General features: G+C 29.8%; 19 protein-coding genes. 9 read left to right on the forward strand and 10 right to left on the reverse strand.

Features of this window, described 5'->3' with window-relative positions; all coding sequences use genetic code 11:
• Positions 1 to 33: 33 nt before the first annotated feature.
• A complete protein-coding gene (locus CLLT_RS01275; protein ID WP_012661000.1) occupies positions 34 to 366 on the reverse strand; it encodes a hypothetical protein in 333 nt (110 codons plus the stop codon).
• Positions 363 to 1,937, reverse strand: coding sequence for an ABC-F family ATP-binding cassette domain-containing protein (locus CLLT_RS01280; RefSeq protein ID WP_074692488.1), 1,575 nt, complete (start codon positions 1,935 to 1,937; stop codon positions 363 to 365). The genes CLLT_RS01275 and CLLT_RS01280 overlap by 4 nt, the downstream gene beginning before the upstream one ends.
• A gap of 53 nt (positions 1,938 to 1,990) precedes the next feature.
• Between CLLT_RS01280 and CLLT_RS01285 the strand changes: the two genes are divergently transcribed.
• On the forward strand, positions 1,991 to 2,995 hold the full coding sequence (locus CLLT_RS01285) for a diguanylate cyclase domain-containing protein (protein ID WP_070256208.1): 1,005 nt from the start codon (positions 1,991 to 1,993) through the stop codon (positions 2,993 to 2,995).
• 1 nt (position 2,996) lies between these two features.
• Positions 2,997 to 4,364, forward strand: coding sequence for a phosphomannomutase/phosphoglucomutase (locus CLLT_RS01290; RefSeq protein WP_074692487.1), 1,368 nt, complete (start codon positions 2,997 to 2,999; stop codon positions 4,362 to 4,364).
• Here the strand turns inward: CLLT_RS01290 and tilS are convergent.
• Both tilS and rimO read right to left on the reverse strand, forming a co-directional pair.
• Positions 4,345 to 5,307, reverse strand: coding sequence for a tRNA lysidine(34) synthetase TilS (gene tilS / locus CLLT_RS01295; RefSeq protein WP_081352019.1), 963 nt, complete (start codon positions 5,305 to 5,307; stop codon positions 4,345 to 4,347). The genes CLLT_RS01290 and tilS overlap by 20 nt on opposite strands.
• A complete protein-coding gene (gene rimO / locus CLLT_RS01300; protein ID WP_074692484.1) occupies positions 5,297 to 6,613 on the reverse strand; it encodes a 30S ribosomal protein S12 methylthiotransferase RimO in 1,317 nt (438 codons plus the stop codon). Before rimO ends, tilS begins: the two co-directional genes overlap by 11 nt.
• Positions 6,614 to 6,689: 76 nt before the next feature.
• Here rimO and prfB point away from each other — a divergent pair, with 76 nt between their 5' ends.
• The 3 genes from prfB to CLLT_RS01315 are packed head-to-tail and all read left to right on the forward strand — an operon-like array spanning position 6,690 to position 9,336.
• Positions 6,690 to 7,790 carry a peptide chain release factor 2 gene (gene prfB, locus CLLT_RS01305; RefSeq protein ID WP_074692562.1) on the forward strand — a complete coding sequence of 367 codons (1,101 nt, stop codon included), beginning with the start codon at positions 6,690 to 6,692 and terminating at the stop codon, positions 7,788 to 7,790.
• A gap of 20 nt (positions 7,791 to 7,810) precedes the next feature.
• Positions 7,811 to 8,647 carry a universal stress protein gene (locus tag CLLT_RS01310; protein WP_074692482.1) on the forward strand — a complete coding sequence of 279 codons (837 nt, stop codon included), beginning with the start codon at positions 7,811 to 7,813 and terminating at the stop codon, positions 8,645 to 8,647.
• Positions 8,647 to 9,336: a potassium channel family protein gene (locus CLLT_RS01315; protein WP_012661008.1), complete on the forward strand. Its 690-nt coding sequence runs from the start codon at positions 8,647 to 8,649 to the stop codon at positions 9,334 to 9,336. The genes CLLT_RS01310 and CLLT_RS01315 overlap by 1 nt, the downstream gene beginning before the upstream one ends.
• A gap of 13 nt (positions 9,337 to 9,349) precedes the next feature.
• Here the strand turns inward: CLLT_RS01315 and CLLT_RS01320 are convergent, their stop codons facing one another.
• Positions 9,350 to 9,952, reverse strand: a complete 603-nt coding sequence (locus tag CLLT_RS01320; RefSeq protein WP_012661009.1) for a BspA family leucine-rich repeat surface protein — start codon at positions 9,950 to 9,952, stop codon at positions 9,350 to 9,352.
• Positions 9,953 to 10,152: 200 nt separating this feature from the next.
• On the opposite strand from CLLT_RS01320, the gene CLLT_RS01325 reads away from it, so the two are divergent.
• A complete protein-coding gene (locus CLLT_RS01325) occupies positions 10,153 to 10,293 on the forward strand; it encodes a hypothetical protein (RefSeq protein WP_234944982.1) in 141 nt (46 codons plus the stop codon).
• Between the two features lie 119 nt (positions 10,294 to 10,412).
• Here the strand turns inward: CLLT_RS01325 and CLLT_RS01330 are convergent, their stop codons facing one another.
• Positions 10,413 to 11,456, reverse strand: coding sequence for a YeiH family protein (locus tag CLLT_RS01330; RefSeq protein WP_081352018.1), 1,044 nt, complete (start codon positions 11,454 to 11,456; stop codon positions 10,413 to 10,415).
• Positions 11,457 to 11,567: 111 nt separating this feature from the next.
• On the opposite strand from CLLT_RS01330, the gene CLLT_RS01335 reads away from it, so the two are divergent.
• Complete coding sequence (locus CLLT_RS01335) at positions 11,568 to 12,431, forward strand: LysR family transcriptional regulator (RefSeq protein ID WP_070256193.1); 864 nt, start codon at positions 11,568 to 11,570, stop codon at positions 12,429 to 12,431.
• On the opposite strand, the gene murD is transcribed toward CLLT_RS01335, so the two are convergent.
• Complete coding sequence (gene murD / locus CLLT_RS01340) at positions 12,423 to 13,622, reverse strand: UDP-N-acetylmuramoyl-L-alanine--D-glutamate ligase (RefSeq protein WP_074692481.1); 1,200 nt, start codon at positions 13,620 to 13,622, stop codon at positions 12,423 to 12,425. The genes CLLT_RS01335 and murD overlap by 9 nt on opposite strands.
• The gene (gene mraY / locus CLLT_RS01345) at positions 13,622 to 14,680 is read right to left on the reverse strand and encodes a phospho-N-acetylmuramoyl-pentapeptide-transferase (RefSeq protein ID WP_070256188.1); all 1,059 of its coding nucleotides are present in this window, start codon (positions 14,678 to 14,680) and stop codon (positions 13,622 to 13,624) included. The genes murD and mraY overlap by 1 nt, the downstream gene beginning before the upstream one ends.
• A gap of 79 nt (positions 14,681 to 14,759) precedes the next feature.
• On the opposite strand from mraY, the gene gpmI reads away from it, so the two are divergent.
• Both gpmI and fabG read left to right on the forward strand, forming a co-directional pair.
• Positions 14,760 to 16,238 (forward strand): 2,3-bisphosphoglycerate-independent phosphoglycerate mutase, encoded by a 1,479-nt coding sequence (gene gpmI / locus CLLT_RS01350; protein ID WP_074692479.1) that lies wholly within the window; start codon positions 14,760 to 14,762, stop codon positions 16,236 to 16,238.
• A gap of 15 nt (positions 16,239 to 16,253) precedes the next feature.
• Entirely contained in the window at positions 16,254 to 16,997 is a 744-nt protein-coding gene (fabG, locus tag CLLT_RS01355) for a 3-oxoacyl-ACP reductase FabG (protein WP_074692478.1), read from the forward strand.
• 20 nt (positions 16,998 to 17,017) lie between these two features.
• Here the strand turns inward: fabG and acpS are convergent, their stop codons facing one another.
• Positions 17,018 to 17,368, reverse strand: coding sequence for a holo-ACP synthase (gene acpS, locus CLLT_RS01360; protein ID WP_074692476.1), 351 nt, complete (start codon positions 17,366 to 17,368; stop codon positions 17,018 to 17,020).
• Complete coding sequence (gene fliL, locus CLLT_RS01365) at positions 17,368 to 17,919, reverse strand: flagellar basal body-associated protein FliL (protein WP_012661018.1); 552 nt, start codon at positions 17,917 to 17,919, stop codon at positions 17,368 to 17,370. The genes acpS and fliL overlap by 1 nt, the downstream gene beginning before the upstream one ends.
• Between the last annotated feature and the right edge of the window lie 4 nt (positions 17,920 to 17,923).

Genomic DNA, 17,923 nt, shown 5'->3' on the forward strand with positions numbered 1-17,923 from the left:
TATTACAAGGAGAAAACAAGCAAAAATCATTCCTTAATCACCATGAGTTGGGTAGTATTCAGCTTCTATTTCATTGTTTTTGATAAACTCTTCTCTAGCTTTATTACAGCGCTCATCTCTTAGCTTTCTATAATCATTTCTACTTTCTAATTCTTGAGAAGTTAAAGGGCGATCTTCTAAAAATGAAATATGAAAATAAGTATCATCTTCTTTGCTGAATTTTTCATAAAATTCAACATAGTCAAAATAATCTTTTTCACTTTGAAAATCAATACTTTCTTCTACATAAATAGTTGGGCCAAAGCCTCTGTGATTTTGAGTAAAATGTCCAAAACCAGCTGCATATTTTATCTTAAACGAATTCATTCTAAACCTCCTAAAAATTCGTCATAACTTCCTTTAAAGTCTGTTAATTTCCCATCTTCTAAAAACCATATACGATTAGCAAAAGCGCTAATTAACTCTCTATCGTGGCTTATGCATATTACACAACCTTTGAAATTATACAAGGCTTCACCTAATGCAATGATACTTTCAAGGTCTAAATGATTATCCGGTTCATCTAAAAGCAAGAAATTTCCGCGTTCTAACATTAATTTTGAAAGCATTAAGCGGTGTTTTTCACCCCCACTTAAACTAGAAGCCATTTTTTCTTGATCGCTTCCGCTAAAGAGCATTCTACCAAGACATTTGCGAATTTCATCCAAATCTTTGAATTTTTCACTCATTAGCCATTCATAAAGTTTCAAATTTTCATTGATTAAATTCGTTGTATCTTGTGAAAAATATCCCATTTCTATGGTAGCACCAAGGTGGATGTGGCCACTATCGGGTTCTAATTTTGATGCGATGATTTTAGCCAAAGTGCTTTTTCCAGCACCATTTGCTCCAATTAAGGCTATTTTATCACCTTTTTCTAATTTTAATTCTAAATTTTCAAATAAAGTTTTATCATAAGCCTTGCTAATACCTTTTAATTCTAAAACTTCATTTCCTATTTCTCTATTTGTTCTAAAAACTATGCTAGGATCACGCCTGCTTGAGGTTTTAATCTCTTCAAGTTCAAGTTTTTCTAAAGCTTTGGTTCTACTTGTAGCTTGTTTGGCTTTTGAAGCATTAGCGCTAAAACGGCGTATGAAATTTTCTAATTCTTCTCTTTCTTTTAAGGTTTTATCGCGTTTGAGTTCAGCTTGTTTAGCAAGCAAGGTTGAAGCCATGTACCAATCATCATAATTTCCAGCAAAATCGCGTATTTGTTTAAAATCCACATCTAAAATTCTTGTACAAACTTTATTTAGAAAATGTCTATCATGGCTAATTACTACTAAAGTTCCCTCATGTCTTAAAAGCTCATTTTCAAGCCAAGAAATAGCTTCTAAGTCAAGGTTGTTTGTAGGCTCATCTAAAAATAACACATCAGCACCTAAAAATAACACTTGTGCTAATAAAACTTTAAATTTATCCGCACTTTGTAAAGTACTCATGAGAGCATTAAAATCTTTTATATTTAAAGAGCTAAGAATTTTTTCACATCTAAGCTCACAATCATAGTTTGGATCCTCTTCTGCTGTTATGATTTCAAGCTCGCTTAATCTATCATTGATTTCATCGGTAAATTCTTCACTCATATAAAGTTTTTCTTTTTCTTTTAGTGCATCATATAATCTTTTATTTGCACACATTACTGCATCTTTAATGGTGTAGTTTTCAAAAGCAAATTGATCTTGTCCTAACACTGCGATTTTTAAATTTGGATCTATGCAAATTTCTCCACTGCTTGATTCTATTTGGCCTGAGAGAATTTTTAAAAAGGTTGATTTTCCTGCGCCATTTGCGCCTATAAGTCCATATCTTTCACCACGGTTTAATTTTAAATTTACATCTTCAAATAAAAGTTGGTTTGCAAAACGCATAGTGAGATTTTTTACTTCTACCATTAATATCCTTAAAATATTTTTGCTATAATTTTAACAAAAAAAGGTTTATTATTTTGGATTTTTCGTATTTATTGTTAAAAACATTGCCTAGTATGACTTTAGTTTTTAATATCTTAGCTTTATTTTTAGCTTATTTTTTTAAGCAAAATAAGATTTTTTTCTTACTTTTGTTAATTTTATGTGCTAGGGCTTTATCTTTAGTAGCAAGTGAGTATCAAGCGCATTTGTTTATTTCGGTGTTTTTGCCTTTTTCTTTTGTGCTTTTTGTGTTTTTGCAAGATAGCAAACTTGTTTTTGAAAGAATTAATTTTATTAAATTTGCGTATTTAGCCTTTATGGGTTTTGTAGCGTTAATACTTAGCACAAGTACTAATTTTAATGCAAGCATTACAAGTGAGATTTTTGGTCTTTCAACGCAATTTTTTAAGCCTATTAGTGAGTTAAGTTTTTGTGTGTTTTGGGCGGGAATGATATTTTTATTATTTTCGTATTTTAAAAACAATGATTTTCATTTTTTACTAGCTTATATGGGCTTGAGTGTGCAGTTTTTATTTTATAATAGTGTTGATTTGGGTTATTATGAATTTGCTTCTTTAGTTTTAATAGGATTTTTAGCGTATAAAGCTTATAAAATAGCCTTTTTTGACACTTTAACTAATTTGCCGAATTTAAAAGCCTTAAGAAGATATACTCAAGGCCTTGAAAATTTTCATTTAGCATTAGTGGAAGTTAAAAACATCAATGAAATTTATCATCAAAAAGGCTCAAAAATGGGCGAGTTTATAATGCATGAATTTGCTAGGATTTTGAAAAAAGCTTTGCACGCTAGGGTTTTTAAAGATGATAAGGATTATTTTATTATTATATTTGAAAATGAAAATATTGCTTTTGTGCAAAGCAAGCTTCAAATGCTTGAAAATTTTATGCAAAAATACACTTTTGAATTTAAAGAACAAAGTGCAAAATTAGAGATTAAGCTTTGCTTATCAAGTAAAAATGAAAATGTTGAAGATAGTTTAAAACAAGCTAAATTAGAGCTTAGAAAACAAAGGGATTAAAATGTTAGATTTGATTTTTAGAGAGTATGATATAAGAGGACTTTACCCAAGTGAGTTAAATGAAAAAAGTGTAAAAGCTATAGGCTATGCTTTGGGCTTAGAAATGAAGACAAGAGGTTGTGAAAAAGTAAGTATAGGTTATGATGCAAGATATAGTGCAAATGAGCTTTTTAATTATTTAATAAGTGGTTTAAATAAGGCTAATCTACAAGTTTTTAATATAGGCTTAGGGCCAACTCCTATGGGATATTTTAGTTTGTTTTTTGATGATATTTTTGATGCAAATATCATGATAACAGGCTCGCACAATCCAAAAGAATACAACGGCTTTAAAATTACAATTAATAAAGAAAGCTTTTTTGGCGCTGATTTGAAAAAATTATCTTTAAAAGTGCAAGAGTACTTAAATTTAAATATTGAAGATGATTTAAGATGTGAAAATTATGATATTAAAAGCTTATATATAGAGTTTTTAGCTAAACATTTTTCACATCTTAAAAACTATAAAGAAAAAATCATTATTGATTGTGCAAATGGTGCTACTGGGGTGATTATAAAGCCTTTGGTGGAAAAATTAAATCTTAATGCACAAATTTTATTTGAAAATCCTGATGGAAATTTTCCAAATCACGCACCCGATCCAACAGAAATTGAAAATTTGCATGCCCTTCAAAATGCTTTAAAAAAAGATGAAAATGCCAAGATGGGTTTTGCTTTTGATGGAGATGGGGATCGTTTAGTGGTTGCAAGTAAAGATTATGTATTTAAAGGCGATGAGCTTTGTTATTTATTTGCTAAAAATATAAAAAATCCTAGAGTTTTAGGTGAGGTAAAATGCTCTAAAAATCTTTTTGATGAGGTAGCTAAATTTGGTTTTATCATGATGGGTAAAACAGGGCATTCAAATATAAAAACAATGATGAAAGAACATAATATCGATTTAGCTGCAGAGCTTAGTGGGCATATTTTCTTTAAAGATAGATATTTTGGCTATGATGATGGAATTTATGCATTTTTAAGAACCTTAGAGCTTTTGGCAAAAAATTATGATCTTAAAGCCTTGGTTGATGAATTACCAAGGCTTTATGCAAGTGAAGAGATTAAGCTTAAAGTGAGCGAAGAAAATAAATTTAAAATCATAGAAAAATTTAAAGAAAAAGTTAAAGCAAATGCTTTTGAAAATGTGCTTGAGTGTAATGAAATTGATGGGGTAAGAATTATTTTTGAAGATGGCTGGGCACTTTTGCGTGCTTCTAATACAAGCCCTTATCTTATCATGCGCACAGAAGCTACAAGCGAGCAATTTAAAAACTTTTTGGAATTAAGAGTAAAAGAGCTTTTTGAAGATATCATAAAAGAGCTTGTATAAACTCTTTTGTGTTGATATTATTTGTGTATAAATAAGCCCTCAAGAGTTTTGGAATTTTATTTATCCTATATTCTTCTTTAAATTCTTTAGGGATTTTTTCACAACATACAAAAGGAAAAATCAAAGCTTTTTCTTGCATATAAACAATGCCAATTTTATGCGAAATCACCCCATCGCCCTTTAAAGCTTCTTGCCTTTGTTTAGCGCTTAAAAGTATTCCAAGTTTTTTAAAGCATTTTGCGATTAAACTTTCATCTTTATGAGTAATGTAAATATTTTTAAATTCACAAATATTTTCTTCTTTTAAGTCTTTTTCTAGGTATTTAAAGCTCTTTTTTACTCCATTTGGATAAAGCTTTAAAAACTCATTGGCAAAATTTTTGCGTATGAAATTTCTAAAATATTTTTCATCATCATTACTCTCATCATGAAAATAAGCGATATTGTTGTCTTTTAGGTAGTTTGAAATTTCTTCTTTTGGAATTTCAAGCAAGGGTCTTATGATAGTAAAATATTTTCTTTTTTCAATATCTTTAAAACCAAGTAATTCTCTAAGTCCTGCGCCTTTGGAAAATTGCATTAAAAACCATTCTAGTTTATCATTTAAATGATGAGCTAGTAAAAGATTATCATAAGAGTGATTTTTGCAAAGTTCTTCAAAAAATTCATAACGCAAAGCTCTTGCACAAGCTTCGAAATTTTTTGTTATCTTGGGTGCGGTTTTGATGTAAATTTTTTTATGAAAACGCTTGGCTAATTCTTTAGCACTTTGCTCTTCTTTATCGCTATTTTTGCGAGTTTTGTAGTTTATAAAAGCAAGATCAAAATCTATATTTTTTTCTAAAAGCATGAAAAATAAAGCACTAGAATCACTCCCGTGAGAAAATGCTAAAAGATTTTTCCCTTGCTTTAAATGATTTAAATATTTGCTATCAATCATCAAACTTTCTTAAGGCTTTTGCAATGAGTTTTTTATCTAAGCTCTGCGTGATTTCACACTCATAAAGCTCGCCCATTTCTAAATTTCCACAATCACTTTCATTGATGAGAATTTCTCCATCAATATTTCTATCCCAACGCAAATCTTTTACACCGATGAAAAATTCTCCTTCAGAGCTTTGACCTTCACAAAATGCTAAAGTCTTTTTACCAACTTGTTGATTAAAGCTTTTTTCTATGCAATCATCAACGATTTTTTCTATTACTTTTAATCTTGCATTGATGATTTTACTAGGAATTTGTTCCATTTCAAAAGCTGCAGTATCTTCTTCTTTGGAATAAGCAAAAACACTAATTCTATCAAAATCAAATTCTTTTATAAAAGTGCATAATTCTTCAAAATCCTCATCACTCTCTCCAGGGTGTCCTACTATAAAACCTGTGCGTAAAAATGAATTTGGAGCTTGTTTCATTAAATTTAAAAGTTCGATTAATTTTGCTTTGTTAGCTCCGCGTTTCATGATTTTAAGCATATTATCACTGATGTGTTGTAAAGGCATATCAAAATAATTAACAAAAACTTTTGACTGAATGATTTTTTCTATCACTTCTTTACTAATGCTTGTTGGATATAGATATAAAATTCTAGCAGCCTTTACACCTTGGATATTTTCTATAGCTTCAATAAGCTTTAAAAGTCCATCTTTTTGACCTTGATCAAACAAATACGAGCTTGTATCTTGAGCAATAAAAGAAAAGTCTTTATAGCCTTTTTTAACAAGTTCTTTTACTTCATTTATAATACTTTCTAAGCTTCTTGATTTAAGTTTGCCTTTAAAACTTGGTATAGCGCAAAATGAACATTTTTGATTGCACCCTTCAGCTATTTTGATAAAAGCATGATAGTTTGATCCTGTGATCACACGATTGGTATTTTTATCTTGTAAGTAAGTAGAATTTGAAAATAGATTAGTTTTTTTAAGTATCATTTCATCAATTTTTTCATAATCACCCACACCACTAAATAAATCAACTTCAGGCAATTCTTTCATCAATTCTTCGCGGTAGCGCTGCATTAAACATCCTGTTACAACCAGCAACGAGTCCTTTTTTCTTTGCTCGTGTAAATCTAAAATCGCATTTATGCTTTCTTTTTTAGCACTATCTATAAAACCACAGGTATTTACAATCAAAACATCAGCTAAGCTTGGCTCATCACAAATTTCATAATCACTTAATCTTCCAAGCATGATTTCACTATCAACTAAATTTTTATTACAACCTAAAGACATTAAAAAAAGTTTTGGCATATTTCTCACTTTAAATGTTTTATTTTTTGCTAAAATTATAAGATTAAATTATATCAAAATTAGAAAGAAAATTTTTATGGATAATTACGAATACAGCGAACTTTTAAAAAAATTAAAAAACAAAGTTGGAAATATCGCTTCTATCATTAAGCCTGAAGAGATAAAAGCAAGATTAAAAGAAATAGAAAATTTAGAAAATTCCCCTTCTTTTTGGAGTGATGTAAAACAAGCAGGCGTTATAGGTAAAGAAAAAACTAAAATTTCAAATTTACTTAAAAATTATGAAAATGCAAATAATGCTTTAAATGATGCTAGCGAGCTTTTTGATCTAGCAAATAGCGAAAATGATTTAGACACTATACAAGCTTTATTTGACGATGCTCCAAATTTAGAAGATCTTATAGTAAGTCTTGAAATTTCTATGCTTTTAAGCGGGGAAAATGATGGTAAAAATGCTATAGTTTCAATTCACCCTGGAGCTGGTGGGACTGAGAGTAATGATTGGGCTAGTATGCTTTATAGGATGTATTTGAGATTTTGCGAAAGAGAAGGCTTTAAGGTAGAAACGCTTGATTTTCAAGAAGGCGAAGAAGCAGGGCTTAAGGATGTGAGCTTTTTGGTAAAAGGTGAAAATGCTTATGGGTATTTAAAGGCTGAAAATGGAATTCACCGCCTTGTTAGAACTTCTCCTTTTGACAGTGCTGGGCGTCGTCATACTAGCTTTTCAAGTGTTATGGTATCACCAGAATTAGATGATGATATAGAAATAGAAATTGAAGATAAAGATATAAGAATTGATTATTATAGAGCTAGTGGGGCTGGTGGGCAGCATGTTAATAAAACAGAATCAGCAGTGCGTATAACTCACATGCCAAGTGGTATAGTAGTACAATGTCAAAATGATAGAAGCCAACACAAAAATAAAGCCACAGCTTTTAAAATGCTAAAATCACGCCTTTATGAACTTGAGCTCATGAAGCAACAAGATGAAGCAAATTCAAGTGAAAAAAGTGAGATAGGCTGGGGTCATCAAATAAGATCTTATGTGCTTTTTCCTTATCAACAAGTCAAAGATACACGCTCAAATGAAGCATTTTCTCAAGTTGATAATATCTTAGATGGAGATATTAAAAAAATGATAGAAGGTGTTTTAATAGCGCAAAAAGCACAAGATTAGTATTACAAAAAGGATATTAAATGGAAAAAATTCTAGTTTGTGTGGATGTTTTAGAGCCTTGTAAGGAAAGTTTGCATTATGGGGTGTATTTAGCTAAAAAGCTAGATTTGCCTTTAATGTTTTTATACACTATAGAACCAAATTTTACTAATGCTGAATTAGCTTGTAGTTTTGGCATAGGTGCTAATGGGTGTGTGATTGAAGATTTAGTAGAAGAACAAAGCCAAAAAAATGAAAATCTTTACAAAAAAGGGCAAAGAATTTTAAAAGAATTTTGCGCTTATGCAAAAGAACAAGGCGTAAAAGAATGCTTTAGCGTGCAAAGAGATGGAGATTTAGAAGAGGTTTTAAAAGAATACAATGATCAAATAAGATTAGCCATAGCAGGTTTAAAAGGTGGAGGTAAGAAAAATAAAATAGGCATTCATACAGAAGAATTAGTAAGAGCTTTAAATGTGCCTATTTTGCTTGTAAATTCTGCATTTAAAGAGATTAAAAGTGTGATGATGGCTTATGATGGGAGTAATTTGGCTAAAAAGGCTATAGAGCAAGCTATCAAAAGACCTATTTTTAAAGAAGCAAAGCGTTATGTAGTAAATATATCTAAAGATAAAAAAGCTTCTTGTGAGTTGTTGGCTCAAGTAAGTCAAATTTTTAAAGAAGCAAATTTAAATGTGCAAACTCAGCATTTAAATGGAGAGATTACTCAGGCTTTGTTTGATTTTGGTGAGCAAAATGATATAGATTTATTGATCATGGGAGCTTATTCACATCACTGGTTAAAAAGTATTTTATTTGGTAGTTTGACAAATGATATTTTAACCAAGGCCAAAAAACCTTTATTGTTGATTCGCTAATGCTATATCATAGACTTTTAAATCATTATATTAGTATTTATCACAAAAGCACCAAACAATTTCTTTTTATTTGGACTTTGCTTGCTATGGTGCCTTTGTTTTGTAGTTTTTTATTTGATGAGCTTGCTATTTATGCAACAGGTAAAATCACTTCTGAAATTTTACTTTTAACTTTAAATATTATTCCTATTATGGTGGCTGTAGCATTGATGGTTTTTTTGCTTATTAGTATTTGGGCTGCTTTTAGTGGAAAGATTAATATTAAAGAAAAATTTTTTATTATTTTATACGCTTATGTTTTGATATGGTTTGCGTATGGGAATTTGTATTATTTTTCTTGTGATGTAGATAATTACAATAGAATGTTAATTGCTACTCAAAAAAATAAAAGTCAAGACATTATAAATTTACAAGAAAAAGTTATAGAAGTGCAGTTTCAAACTCCTATAAGAGGAATTCATAATTTTTGGTCTTTGGATGATGAGTTAAAACCTCAAATTCAAAATAGAATAAAAGGCTTGGTTGATTGTTATTATTTTAGTGGGGTTACTATGCTTACCATAGGCTTTGGTGATGTAACGCCTGTTAGTTCTTTGCTAAGATTATTTAGTGTATTTCAAGGATTTTTAGGGCAGGTTATTGTTGTGATTGCTATGGGGCTTTGGATTAACCAAGCAGGTAAGCAATAGCTTACCTTGTATTCTAATGTTTTATAGCATATTTATTTTGTATTTCTTTGTGTCCTAGTATTTTTTGGACATTGCAATTTTTATTAATATCTAATTTTTTAACATCATAGTGAAAATTAGTACAATTATGCAATAAAAATGCCATTGTTTTAGCATTGTGTACATCCCATCTTGATAAATCTTGATCAAATTGTTTACAGTTTTCAAACATATGTGCCATTGTAATGGCATTATGCACATCCCAATTTTCTACTTTATGGTTAAATTTAAGACAATTGCAAAACATATATTTAGTATCTTTAACATTTGACATATTCCAAGAAGATAAGTCTTGATCAAAAGATTCACAATCAAAAAACATCCCCTCCATGTTTTCAACATTTTTAACATTCCACTTAGAAATATCATGATTAAAACTTTTGCAGCAATAAAACATATAAGACATATTTTTAACATTTGACACATCCCATTTTTCTATACCATCAAAGTTAGTTCTGGTAGAATAGTAGAATAAATAAGACATATCCGTAATTAAGCTTACATCAATTTCATCTAAGGCAATAAGCTCTTCTCTAACAAGAGCAACTAATTCACATTTTGTTTTAGGCGTAAACATGTTCGCTCCTTTTTGTATTTGTTTCAATATAATTATAATATTATTTAAATATAAAGTATTAAAAAATAAATATTAAATTAATAAAAAACTATAAAATACTATAATATGTTTCATTATGAAACATATTATAAATTTAATAGGAAAATTAATATAGATTTGATATAGTAAAAATATACAAAATAGATATAGGCTGATAAATAATGAAAAAATATAATGTTGTTTTGCTTGGTGGTAGTAATTCTGTCATGGTTAATGGCTTACAAAAAGGACTAAGACAAGAAAATGTAAATTTGACAAATTTGGCTTTAGGATCCACTAATTCTATACAAAAATTTATATGAATTAAAAAGAAAAAGAAATCAAAAGAGTATAAATGAAGCAGATTTGATTATTACAGATATTTGAGATTAGGAAGTTAAAAAAAGAATTTAAGAAAGTGTAATTTCCTGATGCTAGGAAATTACATTAATACTTTTACAAGAAAAATTCCTGATCCTATAAGCCATGCAAATAATATTAAAGCCATAGCAAATGGTTTTATACCGGCTTTTAAGATCACACTTTTGTGTATATTTACCCCTAAAGCTACCATAGCAACAGAAAGTAAAAGTGTATCTAAGGTCGCAATGCTTGATTTTATATAAGTTAATGCAAATTCAGTATTTAAAACATCTAAAGAACTAATTCCACTTGCTACTAAAAACCATAATGCAAAATAAGGAATATTATCTTTTATAGCTACTTTTTCTCCATTTTTACTTAAAAATTTTAATGAAAAAAATGCAAGGAAAATCAAAAATGGCACAAGCATTAAAACTCTAATCATTTTTTCAATCACAGCGCTATCTCCAGCCTGTATAGCCTCACCTGCTGCAACAGCATGTGCAACCTCATGTAAAGTAGCTCCCATGAAATAACCCATTTGATTTATATCAAAAAAGTTAAACCATCCTAAATTCCATGCAATTGGAAATAAAAACATTCCCAAAGTCCCAAAAACAACAACGGTACAAATAGCAACACCAACTCTATCAGGCCCACCTTTTACTATACTTTCACTAGCCATAACAGCAGCTGCGCCACAAATGCTTGAGCCACTGCTTATAAGCATACTTTCTTTAAGATCAAGTTTAAAAAGTTTTCCAAGCAAAAGTCCTATGAAAAAGGTTGAAAAAACTATAATCAATGCTATGCTTATACCATTAAATCCAACTTTTTCTATATCATGAAAAGTAATTCTAAAACCATAAAGAATTATCCCAAGTCTTAAAACTTGTTTTGTAGCTATGTTTAAAACACCTGTTTTTTTAAGTAAAGTAGTATTTTGATGAGCAAAATTTCCAATCATTGCTCCAAGCAATACAGCTATAATTAAAGCTGAAATTCCAAAACTTTTAAAAATTGCAAGTTCAGATACAGCATAAGAACAAAATGCTAATACAATTAAAAGCATAGAGCTTTCAAATTTTCTTCCCTTATAGATATTTTTTCTTTTATGATGCATGTATTCTCCTTTTTTTGTAAATATTTTGAATGATTGTATCTTTTTTTTTATGATTAGAAAAATTAATTTTATTTGATATAATGATTAAAAATATTTATCAAAAGATTGCTTATGACTTTTAAACAAATAAAATATTTTCAAAGCTTGTGTAAAAATTTAAATTTAAGAGCTTGTGCTAAAGAATTAAATATAACTCAATCTGCTTTGTCTTTAGCTATATTTGAACTTGAAAAAAGTTTAAACACTAGACTTTTTGATAGAAAAGCTAAATTTTTAAGCTTAAATGAAAAAGGTAAAGTTTTTTTAAAACAAATTACTCCTTTGATTTTAGAATTTGAACGCATTGAAAAAGCAATGCAAGATGATCAAAGCTATGAATTAAGCATGAAAGTTAGTCAAAATGTTGGTACTTATTTGCTAGGATCTTTTTTGGATCAAAAGGCAGAAAATATCAAATTAAATTTGTCTTTGGATAATAGTCAAAATATTATCAAATATGTTTTAAATAAAGAAATCGATATAGGTTTGATTGAAGGGATTTGCAAAGATAAGGATATAAAAAAGATTAAAATTTGCGATGATGAGCTTATTGTTGTAAGCAAAAATGATTTAAAAAAAGAATTTTTCATAGATGAGTTAAAGGATTTTAAATGGATAAGTCGCGAGCAAGGTTCAGGCGCAAAAGAAGTGTTTTTAAATGCTTTGCCTAAAGATGTAAAGCTTAATTTAGTTTATGAGTTAAACTCAACTGCTATGATAAAAGAGTTAGTTAAAAAAGGTAAATTTTTAGCAGTTTTACCTAAATTTAGTGTCAAAGAAGAGCTTGAAGCTAAAAGCTTATTTGAAGTAAGATTAAAAAATTTTAAAATTTCAAGAGAGCTTTGCTTGATTTATCATAAAAATAAAGAGCCAAGCAAAAAATTTGTAAATTTATGTGAATTTTTAAAATTTTGCATTCAAAATGATTTAGCTTAACTCTTGAATACATTTTTTAAAAAGTTCCCCTCTTTCTTCATAAGATTTAAACTGATCTAAGCTTGCACAAGCAGGGCTTAGCAGGGCTACTTCATTATTAGTTAAGTTTTGATTGATTTTTTCTACCGCTTTAGGTAAAAACTCGCAAAAATGTGCTTTTAAATTAGCATTTTTAGCATATTCAAGCATTTTGTTAGTGCTTTTTCCTATGGCATAAAGCTCTATATTAAGCTCTTTCATAAAGGCAAATAAAGCACTTAAATCCACTCCTTTATCATCCCCACCTATAATAAGATGAATTTTTTTATCCTTATAGCGTTTAAGAGCAGCTAAGCTAGCATCAAGATTAGTTGCTTTAGTATCATTTACCCAAAGTCTATTTTTATGATCAAATATTTCTTCAAGTTTATTTTTTTCTATCTTAAACTCATTTAAAAGCTCATAAGAGCAACGATCTAGTATGATTTTTTCTATACTTAAGGCAATAAGCGCATCAAGTAAAAATGGGGTTTTGAAATGAATTTTTTCTATATCAATTTGCATTTTTTTAGCTAAATCTTGCTCATCTTCATAGCTTATAACATAAGCATGAGTTGGATAATTTTCGTATTTTTTAGGTAAAATTACCACATCATTTTCATTCATTCTTTCAAGTACACTAAGCTTTGCTTGCTCATAATTTTCAAAGCTTTTATGCCAAGAAAGATGATCAGGCGTGATAGGTAAAAGCGCATAAATTTCAGGTTTAGCTATTTTAGTGTAAAAAAGTGAAAAAGATGAGCTTTCTAAAATCCATAATTTAGCACTAATATCCATTTGTGCTAAAGGAATTCCTATATTTGCTCCCATTTGTGCGTTGATGCATTTTAAAAGATGATGTGTCATTTGAGTGGTGGTGGTTTTGCCATTAGTTCCGCTTATCCAAACACTTTTTGGCATACCATCGTAAAAAAAATCATACTCGCTACTTAAATTTCTTGCTTGCTGTATGAGAGAATGATCACTTGGAAAACCAGGGCTTGGAATTTCTAAATCACTTTTTAAAGGATTAAACTCATGTGGTGGTAAGAGGGTATTGTCAAATTCATCTTTACTTATACTTGTAAAATGATCATCATAAATATCACAATTACCAAAACGCTGTGCAAAAGCTTTGGTTGTTTTGCCATATCCAAAAAGTGAAATTTTCATTATCTTAACTTTATGCTAATTAATGCAATAATATTTGCAAGCAAGGCTATCATCCAAAAACGAACGATGATTTTATTTTCTACCCAGCCTATTTTTTCAAAATGATGATGAATAGGTGCCATCTTAAAAACTCTTTTGTTAAAAATTTTAAAACTACCTACTTGTAAAATCACTGAAATAGTTTCTAAAACAAAAACAAAGCCTATTAATAAAAGTAAAATTTCATTTTTACTTACTATACCAAGATAGCCTAAAAATGCCCCTATGCTTAAACTCCCACTATCTCCCATAAAAACTTGTGCAGGATAGCAGTTATACCACAAAAATCCCATAAGCGCACCAACTAAAGCCGCGCTTAGCACCACAAGTTCTCCTAGGCCTTGAATTTTAGGTAAAAATAAATAAGAACTATAAATAGCATTTCCACTTAAATACAAAAAAGCACTAAGGCTTAAAAGAGAAAATATAGAAGGTACAGTTGCAAGACCATCAAGTCCATCGGTTAAATTTACAGCATTAGAGCTTGAAATAATGACTAAAATCCACAAAGCGAGCATGAAAATTCCACCATCAAATAAAGCATGTTTGTAAAAAGGTAAATAAAATTCAGTATTTATATCAAACAAATATAATAATCCAACACAGATAAAAGCAGCGCAAAATTGTCCTAGAAGTTTCATTTTTGGGCTTAATCCTGCATGATTGTCTTTTTTTAAAATCTTACCCAAATCATCAACTAAGCCTATAGTGCAAAATAATACCAAACACAATAATCCAACAATTACAAAGCTATTATTTAAATCAGCGCTTAAAACACTTGCTATGATAGTAGCAAAGATAAAAACAAGCCCGCCCATGGTAGGAGTGTGAGATTTTGCTTGGTGTGATTGTGGTGCGTATTCGTATATGGGTTGATTAGCTTTTTTATTTTGAGCCCATTTGATAAATTTTGGCATAAAATATAAACTTAAAAATAAAGCAATAAAAAAAGCAAATCCAGCGCGCACACTTATATAAGAAAAAAACATATAATCAGTATAATTTGTAAGATAAAGCAAAATTTTTAACCTTGTATTTGTTTTTTAAAAGCATAATTTTAGTAAAATCACATAAATAAATTATAAAAAAGAGTAAAAAATGAGCCAAAAATGTATTTTGATAATAACAGATGGTATAGGACATAATGAAAATAAAGAATTTAATGCATTTTTCCACGCTAAAAAACCAACTTATGATGAGCTTTTTAAAAATACCCCTAATGTTTTGATAAAAACCAGTGGTTTGGCTGTTGGTTTGCCAGAAGGTCAAATGGGAAATAGCGAAGTGGGGCACATGTGTATAGGTAGTGGGCGCATAATCTATCAAAATTTGGTAAAAATAAATAAAGCCATAGAAAATGATACTTTAAAAGACAATAAGGCTTTAAAAGAATTACTGCAAAAATGCAACAGAGTGCATATTATAGGGCTTTATAGTGATGGTGGAGTGCATTCTATGCATACGCATTTTAATGCGCTTTTAAAAATTTGCAAAGAAGAAAATAAAGAAGTCTTTGCTCATGCTATTAGTGATGGTAGGGATTGCTCTCCAATTTCAGGATTAAATTTTATAAAATCTTTGCAGGAATTTTGCGAAAAAGAAAAGATTAATCTTGCTTCTTTATCAGGAAGATTTTACGCTATGGATAGAGATAAACGCTATGATAGAATAAAACTTTATTATGATGCTTTATTTGCTAAGGCACCAAAGAGTGATGATTTTATAACTTATATACAAAAAAGTTATGATGAAAATATCACAGATGAATTTTTAACCCCAGTTATTAACCCAAGTTTTGATGGGATTAAGGCTGAAGATGGGGTAGTTTTTATAAATTTTAGAAATGATAGAATGCGCCAATTAGTCGCTTCTTTAACCCAAGAAAATTTTGATGAATTTCCAAGAGAATTACTTGTAAAAAATGCCATTACTATGAGTTTGTATGATGAGAAATTTAATTTATCTATAATGTTTGAAAAAGAAGAATTAAATAATACCTTAGCTTCTGTGATAGCTAATGCAAATTTAAGCCAGCTTCATACAGCTGAAACTGAAAAATATGCTCATGTAACCTTTTTCTTCAATGGAGGCAAAGAGGAATTAGAAGTTAATGAAACAAGAGTTTTAATACCAAGTCCTAAGGTAAAAACTTATGATGAAAAGCCTTGTATGAGTGCAAAAGAAGTCGCAAATGAAGTGATTAAGGGGATAAAAGGTGGTATTGATTTTATCGTGGTAAATTTTGCAAATGGTGATATGGTAGGGCATACTGGTGATTTTGAAGCTGCAATTAGAGCTGTTGAAAGTGTAGATGGGTGCTTAGGAGAAGTGATAAAAGTAGCAAGGGAGAATGATTATGCTTTTATCATCACTTCAGATCATGGAAATTGCGAAGCAATGAAAGATGAAAACAATAACTTACTTACCAATCACACAACTTTTGATGTTTTTGCCTTTGTGGAAGCTAAAGGAGTAGAAAAGTTAAAAGAAGGTATGGGGCTTAGCAATATAGCACCAAGCGTGCTTAAAATTTTAAACTTGCCTATTCCAAAAGAAATGGATGAGGCTTTATTTTAATTTTAAAGGAGAATAATGAAATTTAGTGGAAAAAATGTTTTAATAACAGGTGCAAGTAAAGGCATAGGTGCTGCAATAGCTAAAGAATTAGCAAGTAATGGTTTAAAGGTTTGGATTAATTATAGAAGCAAACCCGAGCTTGCTGATGCATTAAAAGAAGAGATAGAAAAAAATGGTGGCAGCGCAGCTGTGATTAAATTTGATGCAAGTGTTGAAGAAGAATTTATAAATGCTATAGCTACTATAGTAGAAAGCGATGGTGAGCTTAGTTATTTGGTAAATAACGCAGGTATTACAAATGATAAATTAGCACTTAGAATGAGTATGGATGATTTTTCTTCGGTAATTAATGCTAATTTAAATTCAAGCTTTTTAGGATGTAGGGAAGCTTTAAAAACTATGAGTAAAAAGCGTTTTGGCGCTGTTGTGAATATCGCTTCTATAGTTGGAGAAATGGGAAATGCTGGGCAAACTAATTATAGTGCTAGTAAAGGTGGTATGATAGCATTAACAAAATCATTTGCCAAAGAAGGCGCAGCTAGAAATATAAGATATAACTGCATTACTCCAGGTTTTATAAAAAGCGATATGACTGAAGTTTTAAGTGATGAGATTAAACAAAATTATATTAATAATATCCCATTAAAACGTTTTGCTGATGCTAGTGAGGTAGCTCAAGCTGTGGCGTTTTTATTAAGCGATCACTCTTCTTATATTACTGGTGAAATTTTAAAAGTAAATGGTGGTCTTTATATGTAAAAAGCAAGGTTATCCCTTGCTTAATTTTTTTCTATAGCAACTATAGCTATGGCAAAGCCCCCATCATGAGCTACGCTAACACTTGCTGATTTTATATCAAATTCTTTCATAACTTTTGTAGAAAATTTAATGTGTGGTGCGTTTTTGTTGTCTTTAAAAATGACAATATCAAAAAAAGAACATTCTTTAGAAATTCCAACCCCTAAAGCTTTAGAAGCTGCTTCTTTTATAGCCCAAAATCCTGCTATAGTGTTAGTATTTTTAATGTAAGCTTGCTCTTGCTTGGATAAAAATTTATCCAAGAAAAGCGTATTGTGTCTATTATAAATGCTTTCTATGCGAGAGCATGCAACTATGTCACATCCTATCATTAAGATACAACAAAGTCAGTAAAATAAATATTTTTTATAAAACCATCAGTTAAAACTTCATTGATTTTACCGGTTAATTCATCTTTTAATCTTTCTTTGCCCTTTGTAGTGCTTACTTCTTCAAAGGTCTTTGAAGTTAAAGTTCTAATGATAATATCTCTAATGATAGCAGATTTTTTATCAAGTTCAGGCGTTAGTGTTTCAACATTTTGTTCAAGTTGAATGGTGCATTTTACATATCTTGCGCCACCATCACTTAATAAATTTAAAGTAAAAGGTGCTAAAGGATACATCACACCAATATTTGCATAATCACTTCCCCTAGCTGCTACTGAATTAGTTTTTTTAGGAGCTGGTGTTGTTGCTTGCTGTGCTTGTTGTTCTTCTTGTGGAGCAGGATTTTCTTCAGAATTTCCACTGAACATTAAGTAAGCAATCGCACCTACAATCACAAGTAAAAATACAAATAAAAATACAACGATAATAATTACTAAAGTATTGCCACCTTTTTTCTTTGATTCGCCTTGTTCGTCTATCATATCATCAGCCATATTT

It is taken from the genome of Campylobacter lari subsp. lari (genome assembly GCF_013372185.1).
Lineage (GTDB): Bacteria > Campylobacterota > Campylobacteria > Campylobacterales > Campylobacteraceae > Campylobacter_D > Campylobacter_D lari.